This is a genomic window from Paracoccus sp. M683, assembly GCF_007096355.1.
Taxonomy (GTDB): domain Bacteria; phylum Pseudomonadota; class Alphaproteobacteria; order Rhodobacterales; family Rhodobacteraceae; genus Paracoccus.
In genome coordinates this window covers 1-15568 of record NZ_VKDF01000024.1, presented here as the reverse complement: position 1 = coordinate 15568, position 15568 = coordinate 1, and the positions used below count along the sequence as shown (strand labels likewise).

The 15568-nt window shown below is 64.8% G+C and carries 15 protein-coding genes; all 15 read right to left on the bottom strand.

Translation table 11 applies throughout. The features are described from left to right. Nucleotides 1–178: 178 nt before the first annotated feature. Entirely contained in the window at nt 179–1141 is a 963-nt protein-coding gene (locus FNJ84_RS20585) for a hypothetical protein (RefSeq protein WP_143795071.1), read from the bottom strand. A 116-nt stretch (nt 1142–1257) separates the two neighbouring features. Next, nucleotides 1258–1884, bottom strand: a complete 627-nt coding sequence (locus FNJ84_RS20580; protein ID WP_143795069.1) for a cytochrome c3 family protein — start codon at nt 1882–1884, stop codon at nt 1258–1260. 3 nt (nt 1885–1887) lie between these two features. After that, complete coding sequence (locus tag FNJ84_RS20575; RefSeq protein ID WP_185968627.1) at nt 1888–3447, bottom strand: NAD(P)/FAD-dependent oxidoreductase; 1560 nt, start codon at nt 3445–3447, stop codon at nt 1888–1890. Between the two features lie 296 nt (nt 3448–3743). Continuing rightward, nucleotides 3744–4817: an LLM class flavin-dependent oxidoreductase gene (locus FNJ84_RS20570; protein WP_143795065.1), complete on the bottom strand. Its 1074-nt coding sequence runs from the start codon at nt 4815–4817 to the stop codon at nt 3744–3746. 203 nt (nt 4818–5020) lie between these two features. Further along, on the bottom strand, nt 5021–5617 hold the full coding sequence (locus tag FNJ84_RS20565; RefSeq protein ID WP_143795063.1) for a TetR/AcrR family transcriptional regulator: 597 nt from the start codon (nt 5615–5617) through the stop codon (nt 5021–5023). After that, nucleotides 5614–6522 carry a DMT family transporter gene (locus FNJ84_RS20560; RefSeq protein ID WP_143795061.1) on the bottom strand — a complete coding sequence of 303 codons (909 nt, stop codon included), beginning with the start codon at nt 6520–6522 and terminating at the stop codon, nt 5614–5616. The genes FNJ84_RS20565 and FNJ84_RS20560 overlap by 4 nt, the downstream gene beginning before the upstream one ends. Nucleotides 6523–6652: 130 nt before the next feature. Then, nucleotides 6653–7960 carry a TRAP transporter large permease gene (locus FNJ84_RS20555; protein WP_143795059.1) on the bottom strand — a complete coding sequence of 436 codons (1308 nt, stop codon included), beginning with the start codon at nt 7958–7960 and terminating at the stop codon, nt 6653–6655. Nucleotides 7961–7963: 3 nt separating this feature from the next. Beyond that, nucleotides 7964–8506: a TRAP transporter small permease gene (locus tag FNJ84_RS20550; protein WP_143795057.1), complete on the bottom strand. Its 543-nt coding sequence runs from the start codon at nt 8504–8506 to the stop codon at nt 7964–7966. Further along, on the bottom strand, nt 8503–9498 hold the full coding sequence (dctP, locus tag FNJ84_RS20545; protein WP_185968626.1) for a TRAP transporter substrate-binding protein DctP: 996 nt from the start codon (nt 9496–9498) through the stop codon (nt 8503–8505). Before dctP ends, FNJ84_RS20550 begins: the two co-directional genes overlap by 4 nt. A gap of 194 nt (nt 9499–9692) precedes the next feature. Further along, nucleotides 9693–11258 carry a bifunctional 3-(3-hydroxy-phenyl)propionate/3-hydroxycinnamic acid hydroxylase gene (locus tag FNJ84_RS20540; protein WP_143795053.1) on the bottom strand — a complete coding sequence of 522 codons (1566 nt, stop codon included), beginning with the start codon at nt 11256–11258 and terminating at the stop codon, nt 9693–9695. A gap of 89 nt (nt 11259–11347) precedes the next feature. Beyond that, on the bottom strand, nt 11348–12127 hold the full coding sequence (locus FNJ84_RS20535) for an IclR family transcriptional regulator (RefSeq protein ID WP_143795051.1): 780 nt from the start codon (nt 12125–12127) through the stop codon (nt 11348–11350). A 2-nt stretch (nt 12128–12129) separates the two neighbouring features. Then, nucleotides 12130–12993, bottom strand: coding sequence for a fumarylacetoacetate hydrolase family protein (locus tag FNJ84_RS20530; RefSeq protein ID WP_143795049.1), 864 nt, complete (start codon nt 12991–12993; stop codon nt 12130–12132). 16 nt (nt 12994–13009) lie between these two features. Then, the gene (locus FNJ84_RS20525) at nt 13010–13876 is read right to left on the bottom strand and encodes a VOC family protein (protein WP_143795048.1); all 867 of its coding nucleotides are present in this window, start codon (nt 13874–13876) and stop codon (nt 13010–13012) included. Nucleotides 13877–13959: 83 nt separating this feature from the next. Further along, complete coding sequence (locus tag FNJ84_RS20520; protein WP_143795046.1) at nt 13960–15168, bottom strand: MFS transporter; 1209 nt, start codon at nt 15166–15168, stop codon at nt 13960–13962. 7 nt (nt 15169–15175) lie between these two features. Then, nucleotides 15176–15568 (bottom strand): dienelactone hydrolase family protein (locus FNJ84_RS20515; RefSeq protein WP_185968625.1); only part of this gene is annotated, 393 nt, incomplete at its 5' end.

The following is a 15568-nucleotide window of genomic DNA, read 5'->3' as shown; positions in this document are numbered from 1 at the left end:
GCCGCCAGCCGCCGCGCCCGATCCTTCGGTTGCTCGCCAAACCCCCACAGGTCGTGGATCACCAGCACCCCCGGCAGGGGCCCGGCAAGGCTGTCATCCCAGGCCGCATAGGCGCCGCAGCGCTGGCCCTCATAGTCGAAATCGAAATCCTCGGTCTGCATGATCCCTGTCCCCTTTCCTATGCCAGCAACATCAGCCGCGCCGCATCCGAGGCCGGCATCTCAAGCGCCACACCGGCCGCAAGCGCAAGATCATTCGCCGCCGATATCCGACCGTCGTTCCAACTGCTGTAACCATCGCCAATCCGCGCTGACATGCTGGCCACCGATGCCGCCATGATCCCCAGATCGTTCAGCAAAGGCAGGCTGCCAATGCCGGAATCGTTGCGCGCCTTGCCGCAATCATTGCCGATACAGCCCTTGAAACGCCGGGTCTGCAAGATCCTGGCCGCGATGGTCCCCATATGCGCCCCCCAGGCCAGCACGTCCTGGGCATGTTCGTCGCCCTCGGGGAAATTCGTCGCCGCCGATGAGGCATAGCCCTTGCCCGACCCGACCTCGATCATCACGCGAAAGCTGTGATCCAGCGGCAGCGCCACCTCGGACGGGGCGCGCATCGGCGCTTTCAGCATCAGCAACCCCGCCTGGGTGGCATTCATGCCGGGCGTTATGCCAAGCGCCGCGGCCAGCGCATTGGCATGGCTGATGACCCCCTGCCCGGCCATCGAACGGCCATTCGTCACCTCGGCGGAAAGATTTTCCACTGCGGCAACCGGCACGCCCCGTTCATCGCCCAGCGGCAGCGCGCCAATGCCCGCGCCATCAAGGCCGATCCCCGCGTCATGGGCGATCATGCCGCGCACCCCCTGCCGGATCGCATGGGGCAGGTTGGCCGCGCCGCAATAGGACCCCGCGATGACCACATCGGCGGGCGTGACGAGCGGGTCATAGATCTGTAACAGCGAATCCATCGCGATGACCTTGCCATCGGCGGTCTCGCCGACCACGCCCCGCGCCTCGGCCCCGAAGGGCGGTGGCGTATCCGATGACTGGGCGCGCGCCGCAGCGGGCAGCAGCCCTTGCCCAAGGACCAGTCCGGTCGCAAGGGCCGAGGCGCGGCCCAGAAAGTCACGTCTGATCATCAGCCCCTCCCCGACGGTGTCAGCGATCCGGGCCGTCCGATACCGGACAGCCCCTGATCATATTTGCCGCCGGGCATCCGATCCGCAACTGCAAAGCAACGGTCAGGGCCGCAGGGTCAGCGGCCCGCCCGGATCAGCTGATCGTCGGGCCAGCTGTGGCAGGTTGTGCAGGTGTTCGGGGCATCCTGCGCCTGATGGCAGCTTTGGCAGCTGGCCATGCTGGTCACGGTGGTCAGCTGCTGCATCTGCGGCAGTTCCGGCACCGCGCCATGGCAGTTCACGCAACCGACCCCGGCATCGACATGGGTGCGATGGCTCCAGTTCACGCCGGGCAGGACCTGATAGACGCGCACCCAGGGCACAGCCTCATTGGCATCGTGATATTGGGTCAGCCGCTGGATGGATGGCTTGTCGGTGCCGATGTCGGTGTGGCAATCCATGCAGGTATCGGTGGCCGGAAAGGTCATCATGTTGCCGGGGTCGGGATTGGTGTGGCAATTCGTGCAATCCAGACCAACTTCGGTCACATGCCATTCATGGCTGAAGGGCAAGGGCTGTTCCGGCGGGGGTGGCGGCGCGGGATTCTGCATGACCCGTTCAAACAGCTGGTTGAACAGCAGCGGATCGACATCCTCGTCCGCCTGTTGCGTCAGGGCCGGGCTGGCCGCAACCAGCACCACTGCCAGCCCCAAAACGGGCGCAAACGACGCGACGCGGGCGCCTGATTGGAAAGATCTGTCCATCTGCTACCCCTTCCCGGTCACGTCTGCCAGGGTCTTGCCGTCATCTTCCAGAATGGCGATGGCGGCATTCCGGCCGGGCTGGCCGGTCACAGACCCGCCCGGCGCGGTGCAGGCCCCGGTCTGGTAAAGCCCCGCAATCGGCATCCGGTAGGGCGCGAAATTGCCCCATCGCTTGTCCAGATGATGCACGCTGCCGCGCCACATGGCGGGGTTCATCCGCTCGATGTCCAGGGGACTCATGATCACCTTGGCCAGCACATTGTCGCGGCTCAGATTGGGGGTATAGCGCAGATAGCGGTCCAGCACCTGATCGGCGACCTGATCCTTGATCGCGTCCCAATGTTCCGGCCCTTCCTTCAGCGCATAGGGCATGCCGCCCTCGATCTTCAGCAGGGAATGGCCGGCGGGCGCGCGGGTCTGGTCGTATCCCGCCGCATGGACGATCTGCAAGGGATAGTCGTCCAGCGTCAATTCGCCCCGCGCCTGATCCTGGTTCAGCGTGAAGATGCTTTCGGGACGTTCCATGATCGAGGCCTCGGCCCCGGTGATCGAGCCGCCGGCGGCCAGCGGATATTCCGGCGTGCCCTTCAGCGCGAAGTGAAAGGCGAACATCGCATGTTCGGGCTGCCAGATATCGACGCTGTCGGTAAAGGCCTGCCCCCACAACTCGCTTGGCGCCATGGCCATCAGATGCTTGACATGGATGGTCGACACCACGCCCTTGCGCGCCCGGAACCGGCTGCCATCGGCGCATTCAACGCCGGTGCAGCGATTGTCCTCGATGATCAGCTGCACCACGGGCATATTGGTCAGGACGATGCCGTCATGGGCCTCGATGAAACGACCAAGCGAGGTGCTGACCATGCCCGAACCACCAACCGGCATTGGCCGGCCGTTCATGTGGGTCAGCATGGAATAGGCCTGCGAGCCGGTGCCCGGATCGCTGCCCGGCACCCCGCCCCACCGCCCGCCGGAAATCCCGGCAGCCTGCATCTGCGGGCTTTCCCAAAGCTGCCGCGCCGCGTCAAAGGCGGACAGCACATCCAGCCGCTGAAAGAACAGCGCCTCGCGCGAGGGATCGGCGCTGTTGGGATCCTCGCCCGCGACCTTCTGCCGCGCGGTGGCCAGCTGCCGGAAGGTTTCGGCATCCTTTTTCGAGACCCGCTCGATCGTGGCGGCGGTCTGGTCCAGATCGCCCCGGTGAACGGTCATCGAGGACCCATCGGCAAAAGGATAGTGCACCACGATTTCAGGGTCGAACAGCTCATAGCCGTAATCCCTGATCTCGATCTCGTTGTCGCGATAGGCGGGATTGCGGGCAAAGACGTGATGCGAGCTGGAACAAAGATCCTCGAAGAATCCCGGCAGCAAAACCTCGGCCGTCTTGGCCCCGCCACCGATCATGCCGCGCCCTTCCAGCACCAGGACGCTGTTGCCGGCCTTGGCCAGATAGGCGGCGCAAAGCAGGCTGTTATGGCCGGCCCCGGCAACCACATAATCGAATGTCTCGGGTCGGACGGCGGCGGATCCTGCCTGGGCAAAGGCTCTGGACGCACCGGCCACGAATGCCGCTGATACAAGTCCCGCCGATGTCAGAAATTCACGTCGATTTGCCACAACAGCACCCTCCCCGCTGATGGCAAGCAATCCGATGATCGCGTCGACTTGGTTCTGAAGGTCTAGCTAGCCCGATATCCGCGCCGAAGTTCGAATCGCTTGCTGTTGCAGATAGTGTAAATCCGAATCGCCACAGGACACGACCCACAAATGTCTGTTTAACCGGAAAAAAGGGGGGCATACGACCTGCCGCAAGAAAAACGCCGGCACCCGAAGGCGCCGGCGGCGGGTTCTGCCGGGGATCAGGCGGCCTGCGTGTCCAGGATCGGCAAGCCGGTGACGGGGCCTTCTGTATTGGGCTTCCAACCCAGCTCCGGCGCGACATGCTTGGCAAAGCTTTCCAGGATATGCAGGTTGTAATCCGGCCCCAACTGGCTGGGGATGGTCAGCATCAGCGTGTCGGCAAGGGCGATGGCCTTGTCCTTTTTCAGTTCTTCGATCAGCCGGTCGGGCTCGGCCGCATAGGTCCGGCCGGAGGTGGCGCGGAACCCGTCCATGATCCCACGACTGTCGCGCGCTTCGGCGCCGTTGCGATGGCCGAAATAGGCAGCATCGGTTTCATTCATGATCGGGATGATGCTGCGGCTGACGGACACACGCGGCGCGCCGGTATGACCCGCCTCGCGATAGGCGTTGCGGAAGCGGATGATCTGTTCGGCCTGCAATTCATCGAACGGCTGCCCGGTATCCTCGACCAGCGCGGTTGACGACATCATGTTCAGCCCCAGGCGCCCGGCCCATTCGGCGCTGTCGCGCGTGGCCGAACCCCACCAGACATGATCGCGCAGACTGGGCGAGCGCGGCTCGATCGGCAGCATCTGGCCATGGCCGACCAGATCGGGATTACCCGGCGCGATGCGGTCGCCCTCGACGGCGCGCAGGAACAGATCGAATTTTTCGCGCGCGATATCGGCGCCGCGCGGGTCGGTCGAGCCGGTATAACCAAAGGTTTCATAGCCGCGCCGTGCCGTCTCGGGCGAGCCGCGGCTGATGCCAAGCGCCAACCGGCCATCGGCGATGATGTCCAGGGCCGCGGCCTCTTCGGCCAGATACAGCGGATTTTCATAACGCATGTCGATCACGCCGGTGCCGACCTCGATGCGCTTGGTGCGCGCGGCGATGGCCGTCAGCAGCGGGATGGGCGCGGCCTGTTGGCGGGCAAAGTGATGAACCCGGAAATAGGCGCCATTCACGCCCAGTTCTTCGGCGCCGACGCCGATCTCGACCGCCTGCTTGATCATGTCGCTGGCGGTGATGGCCTGCGAACCAAGCGACTTGCCATAATGGCCAAAGCTGAGAAAACCGAATGCTTTCATCGTCATTCTCCTGATGGATGCAATCTGATCGGCCGCGCCGAACGGCGTGCGGGCAGGGCCAGGGCATCCCGATTTGAAAGGGAATGCGATCCGGGCGCGAGCTTGCGGGCGGATCGCCTGTTGCGATCAATCTGGGGGCCGGCCGGCGGGTTTGGCAGTGCGGGATGCCGGAAACCCGCATTCGTCAGGATCGAACGCCGGCGTCAGGCCTGTGCCTGTGCCAGCAAGGCTGCTGCCGCGTCGATCCGGGTCTCGATCTCGGGCCAGTCGGGGGCCGCGCCCATCAGCGCGTGGTTGACCGGATCGGTGACGATCATGTCATGGAAAAAGACGGCAAGCTGCGCGGCGTTGGGTCCGTCCCCCAGAAAGGCTGCGATGACCGATTGGCTGCGCTGCGGCCCAACGCGATACCACTCGGCCATCAGGTCGGGGAACTTGTCGGAAACAGCCAGCACCATCCGCTGAAAGGCGATATGGCGCGGCTGCATCAGCTGCCGCATCAGCGTGCGCCCCAGGATCGCCAGGCCGGTCTGGCGCGACACCTGACCCAGATCCAGCGCCACCAGCGGCGACAGGAAATCGGCGGCCAGACGGCGGACGATTTCGGAAAACAGCCCCTCTTTGCCACCGAACTGCTTGTAGATATTGGTCTTGGACCCACCCGTCGCGCGCAGGATCTCGTCCAGGCTGACCGCATCGAAACCGCGTTCCAGAAACAACCCGGTGGCGGCTTCGATGATGATCTGCTGGCGGGCAAGGCCCCGGACGTTCAGCCGGGGCCCATCAGGCTGGTCGGTCATTCGGCGGGAACCTTCTGGCTGGCCTGCCGGGCCGACGGTTTGTGGTGATGGGCCACACGGAAGGCCCGGCGATCGACATGCTGGCCGTAAAGCAGGCTGCCGATGACGATGGCCACGCCAAGCGACTGGATCGGCGTCGGGATGAACCCGCGAAACAGCGCATCCAGCGCAAAGGCGGTCAGCGGGGTCAGCAACATCAGGGGTGCCACTGCCGAGGGTCCGGCCTTCTGGATCGCACCGAACCACAGCACGAAGGCCAGGGCGGTGATGACCAGCGCCATGATGGTCAGGCCAAGGATGTTTTCGACCGTCAGGCTTGCCGGCACATCACCCAGAAAAGCTGCCACGATGGACAATTCGACCCCCGCCACGATCAGCTGCCACGCTGTCAGCCCGATGACCGAAATCGGCCGTCCCCAATGATGCAGCAGCGTGCTGCCAAGCGCAACCGAGGCAGCGGCCCCAAGCGCCGCCGCGATGCCGATCATATCCAGCGCGGCACCGCCTTTCAGCACCACCATGGCCACCCCGACCGCACCCAGGACCACCGCCGTCAGCTTGCCGCGCGACGGAATGGCGCCGATCACCGGCCAGGCCAGCAGCACCATGAACAGCGGACCAAGCGCCTGAAAGGTCGCCGCCACCCCGCCCGGCAGGCGGATCGCCGCGACAAACAGCAGGCCAAAGAACAGCCCGCTGTTCAGCGTGCCAAGGACAATGATCCGCCCCCACCAGTCGCGCGGCGGAAATTCCCGCGCCAGCAGCAGCAGCGGCAGGCCACCACCGATCGCGCGCACGGCAGCGATGAACATCGGGTTCTGGGGCAGCATCGTCGTGGTGACGATATAGGTCAGCCCCCATAGCATCGTGGCCACCGCAGCGGCGAGTTTGGGTGAGAACGTCATGACAGCCTCGTATCAATGGGTCGGAATCAAGTTTGATACGATATAGTATTATTCTCTACCTATATGGTATGATACTTATGCATGACAGGCAGACCGTGGCTGCAAGGCTGGGCCTGCCCTGCCGCGCCGATCAGCCCGCCCGCAACAGCCCTGTCAGACCGGGAAAGACCACCAGCAACAGCAGCAGAACCAGCATGCAGCCCAGATAGGGCAGCACGGCCAGACTGACCTGTTTCAGCGTCGTGCCCTTGGGCGCCACGCCCAGCATAACGAACAGGCTCAGCCCGAAGGGCGGCGTGACCAGCCCGATCTCCAGCGCGACCAGGACGACGACGCCGAACCAGATCGGGTCAAAGCCAAGACCTTGCGCCAGCGGAAAGAAGATCGGCACGGTCAGCAACATGATCGAGGCCGATTCCATGAACAGCCCCAGCAACAGCAGCACCGCGAACATTGCCGCCAGAATGACCAGCGGCGCGACCTGCAAAGAGGTCGCCCAACCGATCAACCCGGCCGAGGCGCCCGAGAATGCCAGCAGCTGACTGAAGCTGGACGATCCGATGATGATCAGGAAGATCATGCCGCTGACCCGCACCGTGCCGATCAGCGACAACCGGATCGCACCCAGGGACAGGCTGCGAAACAGCGCCGCCACGATCAGCACGCCCAAGACCCCGAAGGCCGCCGATTCCGTCGGCGTGGCGATGCCCAGGACGATCAGCCCCACCACCATCGCCACCACGCCCAGCATCGGCAGCAGCGTACCGCAGATCATGCCAAGCATCCGCGCGGCACCGACCGGCTGCACCTCATATCCGGGCGCGGCGTCGGGGTTCAACCTGACGGTGATGAACACCACGGCCGCATACAGCCCCGCCAGCAGCAGCCCCGGCACCAGCCCGGCCAGCAGCAGCGCCCCGATATCCAGATGCGCCAGGCTGCCCAACAGCACCGCCAGACCCGAGGGCGGGATAACGATCGCCAGACCGCCGCAGGCCATGATCGGCCCCATGGACAGCCGGTCCTGATAGCCCCGCGCCTTCATCTCGGGCAGAAGCGACGACCCCAGCAGCGCCGTATTGGCCAGGCTGGATCCCGACAACGTGGCAAACAGCGTGCCGCCGGTCACGGTCATATAGGACAGCCGCCCCGGCAGCCGGCCAAAGATCTTGTCCAGCACGTCAAAGACGCGCTGCGCGATGCCGGTGTGGAAGAACAGCTCTCCCATCAGGATGAACAGTGGAATGGTGACCAGCGTGAACGAGGTGATCGAGGTGGTCATGTTCGCAACCAGCTGCTCGATCCCGGCCGCACCGCCCAGAAACACCACCGCACCGATGACATTGGCCAGCAGAAAGGCAAAGGCCACGGGCATGGAACTGGCCATGGCCAGCAGCACCATGCCGATCAGGAAACTGCCCGAGGCAATCCAGGTCATCGCCTATACCCCGCTGTCTGGTGATATCGGGCAGGCCGCCACGGCGCCAAGGCCCTGGCGGGCAAGCTCGGTCGCGCAAAGGCCAAAGCCGATGGCGATCTGGGCGAACAGGATCCAGCGCGGCACCTCGATGGCTCGAATGTCCATCTCGCCCCGCGCGGCCGAGTCCAGCCCCATCCGCGCCGCAACCACCGCGATCAGCGCACAGGTGGCGGCAGCGGCAAGGCCGACACCACGTTCGACCAGCGGCGCCGCCCGTGCGGGCAACAACGAGGTCAGCGCAGTGACGCGGACATTGGCGTGATGGCGCACCAGCCAGGGCGCGATGGCCATGACCAGCAGCAGCATCAGATGTTCGGTCGCGGCACCGGTCCAGACCGGCGGGCGCTGGCCAAGGGCGCGCAATGCGACATCGGTGATGACGGCGATCAGCACAAAGACCAGCGATCCGCCCGCGATCAGCAGCGCCAGCAGGTCGGTCATCCGGTCATAGGCGCGGACCACCGCCGCCCATCGCGATGGGCCGGCGATCCCCATGGCGGTCATTCCGTCGCCTCGTCCTGGCCCAGGGCCTGACGCAGGGCCGCGGCATGATCGGGGGCGGCCCGTTCCAGCCGCTGCCAGACCAGATCATGCGCCTGATCGCGATAGGCCTGCGCGGCGGCCTGATCCAGCGTGACGAACTGAATCCCCGCCGCTGCCTGCGCCTGATCCTCGGCCGCATTCATCGCGGCAAAGCTGTCAATGGTCGCCTTTTCCCGCGCGATGGCGGCATCGGTCAGGATCTGCCGCGCCTCGGGCGTCAGGCCATCAAAGCTGTCGGCATTCATGATGATCAGCGTGTCGATCTGCCAGACCTGCGGGTCGATCCGTGCCTTGATGAAATGCTCGATCCCGAGATCGCTGAAGTTGATCGCGGCGATGGCCAGGCCGTCCAGCATTCCGCGTTCGAAGGCAGAAAAGGTCTCGGCCGGGGCCATCATCACATTGGTGGCCCCAAGCGCCTGAAACCATTCCTTGTAGGCCGAGGATGACCGCAGTTTCAGCCCGGTCAGGTCGGGCTGGCCGGTCGGGGTCAGCTTGGGCGGCTCGGTCAGATAGATGTGAAAGCCCGTGCCACCGCTTTGCCAGCCCAGGATCACGGCATTCAGCCGCTGGCGCCAGATGTCGGACAGCAGGGCCGTCGCACCGCTTGCGCGCGCCTCGACCGGCGACTTGCGCGAGGCTTTCAGCGCATCCGCCTCGGGCACCGTGCCGCCGTAATACGAGGCCGCGCCGAACTGGATGTCGACCACGCCATTGCGCACCGCCGTGGCCTGCTGATCGGCCGGGATCGCCTCGGGGCCGCCCATGCTGTCGATGCGGACGATGCCCTTGCCGGCCTGATTCACCGCGTCGATGAACTGCTGGTAATCCTTCACCACAGCATAGTTCGCAGGCCAGGCGCTGACCGATTTCAGCACGATTTCCTCGGCCAGAACGCCAAATGGCATCAGCGCTGCGCAGGCTATTGCGGCAATCTTGTGAACATGTGTCATGTCATTCCCCCCAATTGTCCCGTTTCGCAGGGACGACAGCATCCTGCCCGGCCAGACGGCGGGTGAGCCGCCGTTCTCCTCCCGGCGGATCAATGGATGATTGAGCGGCGCGAGTCGCGCCATACAAGAATCAAATTATCTATTTTCGATAATTCGACAAGATAAAATTACATAAATACCCAAATTTCGCGATTTCAATTCATTGACATCATCAACGACAGGCATTGACGCGCCAGGTCTGCCGCACCCTGATCGCTGGCCGCCGCGACATAGCGGTCGGGCCGCAGGATCATTGCCACAGGCCGCGCGGGGCGCCCCGGCCGGGCCATCCGGTCATGGATATCGCGCGCCCATGCGACGGTTGAGTTCGGGTCGGGCAGCGAATGCCGCGGCAGGATCGCCAGCGGTGGCGGCAGTTCGATGCCGAAATCCAGCGCATCAGCCCCGGCCAGACTGGCCTGCGCGTCATGGCCATATGCGATCAGCTGGAAACCGGGGGCAAGATCGTCCAGCAGCACCCGCGTGCCGGCGGCTGTCTCAAGCTCGGGTTGCGGGCACATGCGGCCGCGCATCTGCAACGGATCGGGTCCGGCGGCGACGAAACCCTCGGCGAAAAACGGCTTTGGCTTGTATTTCATCTGCGCGAAATAGGCTTGCAGGCGCGGGATCAGGCGCGTGGCACGAAAGCCGGTCTGCACCAGCGCTGCATTCAGACGCGAGGGCGGCACCATGATCTTGCCGATGGTCACGGCCAGGTCGATCAACTGTGTGGCATGGGGTTTGCGTTCGGTCTGATAGGTCTTTAGCAGGCCCTGCCCGACCTGCCCGCTGACCACTGCGGCCAGCTTCCAGGCGATGTTGTGGGCGTCGCGAATGCCGCTGTTCATGCCCTGCCCGGCAAAGGGCGGCGACAGATGCGCGGCATCGCCGGCCAGAAAGACGCGGTCGGTTTGCCAGCGATCCGCGATGCGCGCATGGAAGGTATAGACCTGCCGCCGGACCACCGGCCGGTCGGCATCGGGGCCGGCGATGCTCATCAGTGCGGCCAGCCGGGCCGGATCGGCGCAGATCGCATCGCCATCCTCGTGATCATGCAGCAGAAATTCATAGCGCCGGATGCCATGAGGGCCGGGCAGCGAGATGAAGGGCCGCGCCGGGTCGCAATTCACGCGCGTTTGCCGCGCGCGGTCGTGGCTGCTGGCCAGATCGACGATCAGCCAGCGCTGCTGATAGGTCGCGCCGCCAAACTGTGCGCCGATGGCCTTGCGCGTGGCGCTGCGCCCCCCGTCGCAGCCCACCAGATAGCCGGCCCGCACAGCGCCCCGGCCCGGCAGGTCCAGCGTGACGCCCATGGCATCCTCGGAAAAGCCCGCGCAATCCTGCCCGAATATCTGGGTCACATTGGGAAAGCGGTCCAGCCCGCGCCGCAGCGTCGCCTCGAACAGGGGCTGGGAAAAGGCGCTGCGCTTGGGAAAGCCGTATTCGCGGCTGTCGGGCGAGACCGACAGGAATTGTCGGCCGCCCATTCGGGAATAATAGTCGCTGCCATAGTCCAGCGCGATATCGGCAAGCACCGCGTCCAGAAAGCCGGTGGCCTGAACCGTGCGCAGGCTTTCGTCGTCGATGGATACGGCGCGGGGCGCATCGACGGTGCCGGGATTGCGTTCGATCAAGGCAACGCGCAGGCCTGCGCGGCCCAGCAGATTGGCGACGATCAGGCCGGTTGGCCCAGCACCCAGCACCGCAACATCATGGTCCATCCTGGTCTTCCCTTGCTCTGGCAGCCGGGCAGGCACACGGCATCACCCCATGGGCGGGGATGCTGCGGGCAGCCGGTTCGGTGTAAATCTCAGTCCGCGGCGGTGGTGCGGGCTGTCTGTTGGTCGTCGCGACGCAGCCGCTCGGTGACCAGCCCGGCCGAGGACATCAGCAGCAAGGCCAGCCGCTGTTCGCAATCCTCGGTCAGGTGCCGGCTGTCGCAGATCATGCCGATGCTGGCAAAGATCCCGATTTCCGGCACCGCGATCGGCGCGGCCAGCGCCGACAGCGCCGGGTCGATCTCGCCGGTCGAGGTGACAAAGCCCCGTTTGCGGATCTGGCTGAAATGCTCGTTCTCGCCGGCCAGCCGCTGCGCCTCGGCCTTGTCCTCGGCCTGGGCCATCAGCAGCTTGCGTCGCTGCAAGGCCGGCAATTGCGCCAGGATCACTTGCGAGGACGACCCGCGCGTCAGCGGAATGGGCCGACCGCGTTCGAACAGGCTCCATTCGAAATCGACCTGGGACGAGGCTTCATGTCCGATGCACATCACCATGTTGCTGGACAGCCGCGCCAACAGCACCACGCAGGGCGTGCGCGATTGCAGCACGATTTCATGCATCAGCGGGCCAGCCACGCGCACCACCGGATCGGCCTTGCGCGCCACCCAGTCATAGGCCGGAAAGGCCGAGCCAAGCCGATAGCGCGCGCCCGTCGCCGGTTCCAGAAACGACGCCTTCACCAGATCGCGCACGATCCGATAGACGGTGCTGCTGGGCATATCCAGGTAATCGGCGATCTCCTGCACTGACAGAAGATCGACGGTCTCGCTGTAAAGCGACAAGACGGCGACAAAGCGGTCAAGCCCGGACATGGTTATGCCTGTATATCCTCATCTTTTATGTCATTGCCCAAAATACCGATCTGATCAATGCGCACCTCGACATGATCGCCCGGTTTCATGAACAGGGGCGGCTTGCGCTTGAACCCCACACCGCCGGGCGTGCCGGTCACGATCACATCCCCCGCCGACAGCGGCGTGAAGGCCGAGATATAGGCGATCAGTTCGGGGATCTTGAAAATCAGCTCGTCCAGCGTGGCCTTTTGCACGGTTTCGCCGTTCAGTCGGGTCTCGATCACCAGATCGGTCAGGTCGGGCGCCTCGTCCGAGGTGACCAGATCGGGGCCGAAAGCGCCGGTGCCGGTAAAGTTCTTGCCCGGCATGAACTGGTGAGTGTGGTTCTGGAAATCGCGCAGCGAGGCGTCGTTGAAAACGGAATAGCCCGCAACCAGGGTCGCCGCCGCCTCGGCCGGCACGCGGCGACCGCCACGGCCCATGACCACGGCCAGCTCGCCCTCGAAATCCAGATCGGCGGATTCAGGCGGGCGGATGATCGGCGCACCATCGGCCACCAGCGTATCGGCAAAGCGCGCGAACAGCGTCGGATGGGTCAGCTTGGGGCGGCCTGTTTCCAGCCGGTGCCCCTCATAGTTCAGCCCGACGCAGATGATCTTGCCAGGATTGGGCAGCGGCGGCAGCCGGGTGACATCGGCCAGCGCCAGATCGGCCTGCTGCGGCACCTGCGGCAGGGCGGCCACGGCGCCTGCCTCGGCTGCGGCAAGATAGCTGCGCAGATCGGGCAGCCAGGCCCCCAGACGGGCGCCAAGGTCGCAGATCCCCTGCCCCGTCAGCACGCCATAGCTGTCACGGCCCTCATGGGTGAATGAAATGAAACGCATGATCTTTTTCCTTTCCTCAGGCCCGCATCAGCCCGTCGCCCCACAGATTCAGTGTCCGTTCGACATGCGGCCATTCCTGAACGGGGCGGTCATAGACGGTCTCCAGCTCGGCCGAGACCTCAATCCAGTTGCCATCGGGATCAGTGATGAAGATGAACAGGTTATTCCCCGGCCCATGCCGCCCCGGCCCCCACATCAGCTTGATTTCGCGTTCCGAAAACCGGTCGGCCCAATCGCGGATGGTCATGAAATCGCCCGCTTCATAGGAATGATGGTCGATGCCATTGCGGTCGCGATGCAGAAAGCAGGCCAGCGTGTGATGTTCGTGGTTCGAGCGCATGAAGCAGGTCGTCACCTCGCCCTTCTCGTTGCGCACCCGATCCGACACGGCAAAACCCAGCTTACCGGCGTAAAAGCCCTCGATCGCGGCAATGTCCTGCGAGGCCAGCGTCAGGTGCTGGATCGGGCCGTGAATGCCCGCGCGGCTGGCAGTGCCACTGACCGGCCGGATTTCATTTCCGGGGCGTACCAGCCCAAAGACCACCTGATTGCCGTCAGGATCCCTGACGGCAAACGCGCCCTGATCCAGCAGCGGCGATTTGGCCGGCTGCGGTGACAGGCCCTGATCCTCGGCGCGACCAAACAGCCCCGCCAGCGCCACCTGATCCCGGCAGGCAAAGGCAGCCGCCGCCAGCTTGCGCGCGGGGCCGGCGCTGAACACCACCTGCCGGCGCGGGCCCGAGACGATGAAGGCGCCGTCCGCCTCGGCAATATCCGGCATGTCCATGGTGTCGGCATAAAAGCGCGCCAGGGCGCCGGGGTCGGGGCTGTGCAGGTGGATATGGTGCAGATAGGCACCCGATTCGATCGCTGTCTTGGTCATCTCTAGGCTCCTCTTTGTCGATATATCGGTAATTTACTTGCCTATGTAAACATGAATTTATCGTTTTATGATAATTTTTGCAGTTAACCTTGATCCGAGAGCGTGAACCAGGCCATCATTGCGGCCAGGATCAGCCCGGCCGACAGGAACAGCGCGCCGGCACCAAGATGGTCGAAGATGCGGGCGCCGAGTGTGATCCCGGCGGTCTGGCCCAGAAACATCGCGCTGGCGAACATGGCCAGCGCCGCGCCCCGGCTGTCGGGTGCCATCCGGGTTGCGCTGAACTGCAAACGGTTGTGAACCATATAGAAGCCCAACCCCGCTGCGCAGATCAGCGCAGCCACCACGACAAGATTCTGGGCCATGCCGAACCAGGCAAGGGCAGCGGCCTGCAACATTGCGCCGGCCATGGCGGTGGCCACAGCACCGGGCCAGCGCATCAGCCGCCCCGATAACAGCGTATAGACCAGCCCGCCCAGGCCGTAGCCGGCCATCAGCAACCCGGCGCTGCCCGCGCCCAGTTGCAGGTTCAGTTGCAGATGGCTGGCGGCAAAGGCCAATGCACCGAAAACGGCAAAGCCCTCGATGAAGACGGCCAGCAGGACGCGGCGCACCGCCGGCCGCCTCAGCAGCCCGCCGATCCGGCTGAGCGACTGGCCCAACCCGCCCTGCCCGCGCCGTTCCCGCGCCCCGGGTGCGCGGGACGAGGTCAATTCGCGGATCATCAGCGCGCCGACTGCGATCTGGATCAGCGCCATCGTGGCGAATACCGCGCGCCAGCCCATCACCTCGCTCAGCACGCCGCCGACGGTCTGGCCAAAGATCACACCCAGGATCTGCCCCGGAACATAGCGCGCCAGCACCACCTGACGCTGATCGTCGGGGATTGAATCACCGATCCACGCCAACCCCATCGGCATGATGGCCGCCGCGACCGCGCCCGCCAGCAGCCGCGCCAGCATCAGGCTGTCCAGCGACCAGGCCAGAACCGAAAGCGCCGTCACCGCGCCCGACAGCAGCGTCGCCAGACTGGCCAGCCGGTATTTGCCGATCCGGTCACCCAGCAGCCCGCCGACCAGCTGCATGACGCCATAGGCGACGGTAAAGCCCGTCACCACCTGCGCCGCCGCCCCGGCCGAGACGCCAAATTCACGCCCGATGGCCGGCAACAGCGGATCAACAGCGCGGATCGACAAGGCGCTTGCAAAGGCCGCCATCGACAAAAGCGCGACCGAGCGCCAGGGCAGCGCCCCGGTTTCCCGCGACGCCGGCTCTGTATTGGCAAGGGTCATGTCGAAGCTAGCGCAGGTTCTCTTCGAAGAAAGCGGCCAGCGCCTGCCAGGCGCGGCGGTCGGCGGTTTCCTGATAGGCGACGCCCGGAATGCCCGCGCGGTCAGCGAAGTTGTTGGTGAAATTATGCCCCGCCCCGCCATAGAAATTCATCTGCCAATCGGCACCGGCATCGCGCATCTCATCCATGAAACCGCTGATCTGGTCCTGCGGGATGATCGGATCATCGCCGCCCGTGCAGATCAGGACCGACGGCCGCACCTGCCCCTTCCGCGCCGGCAACGGCGTGTCCAGATTGCAATGAAACCCAACAATCGCACGCAGATCGGCCCCGTCCCGCGCCAGTTCCAGCGAGCTGACCCCGCCCAGGCAGAACCCGATCGAGGCCAGCCGCCCGGCATC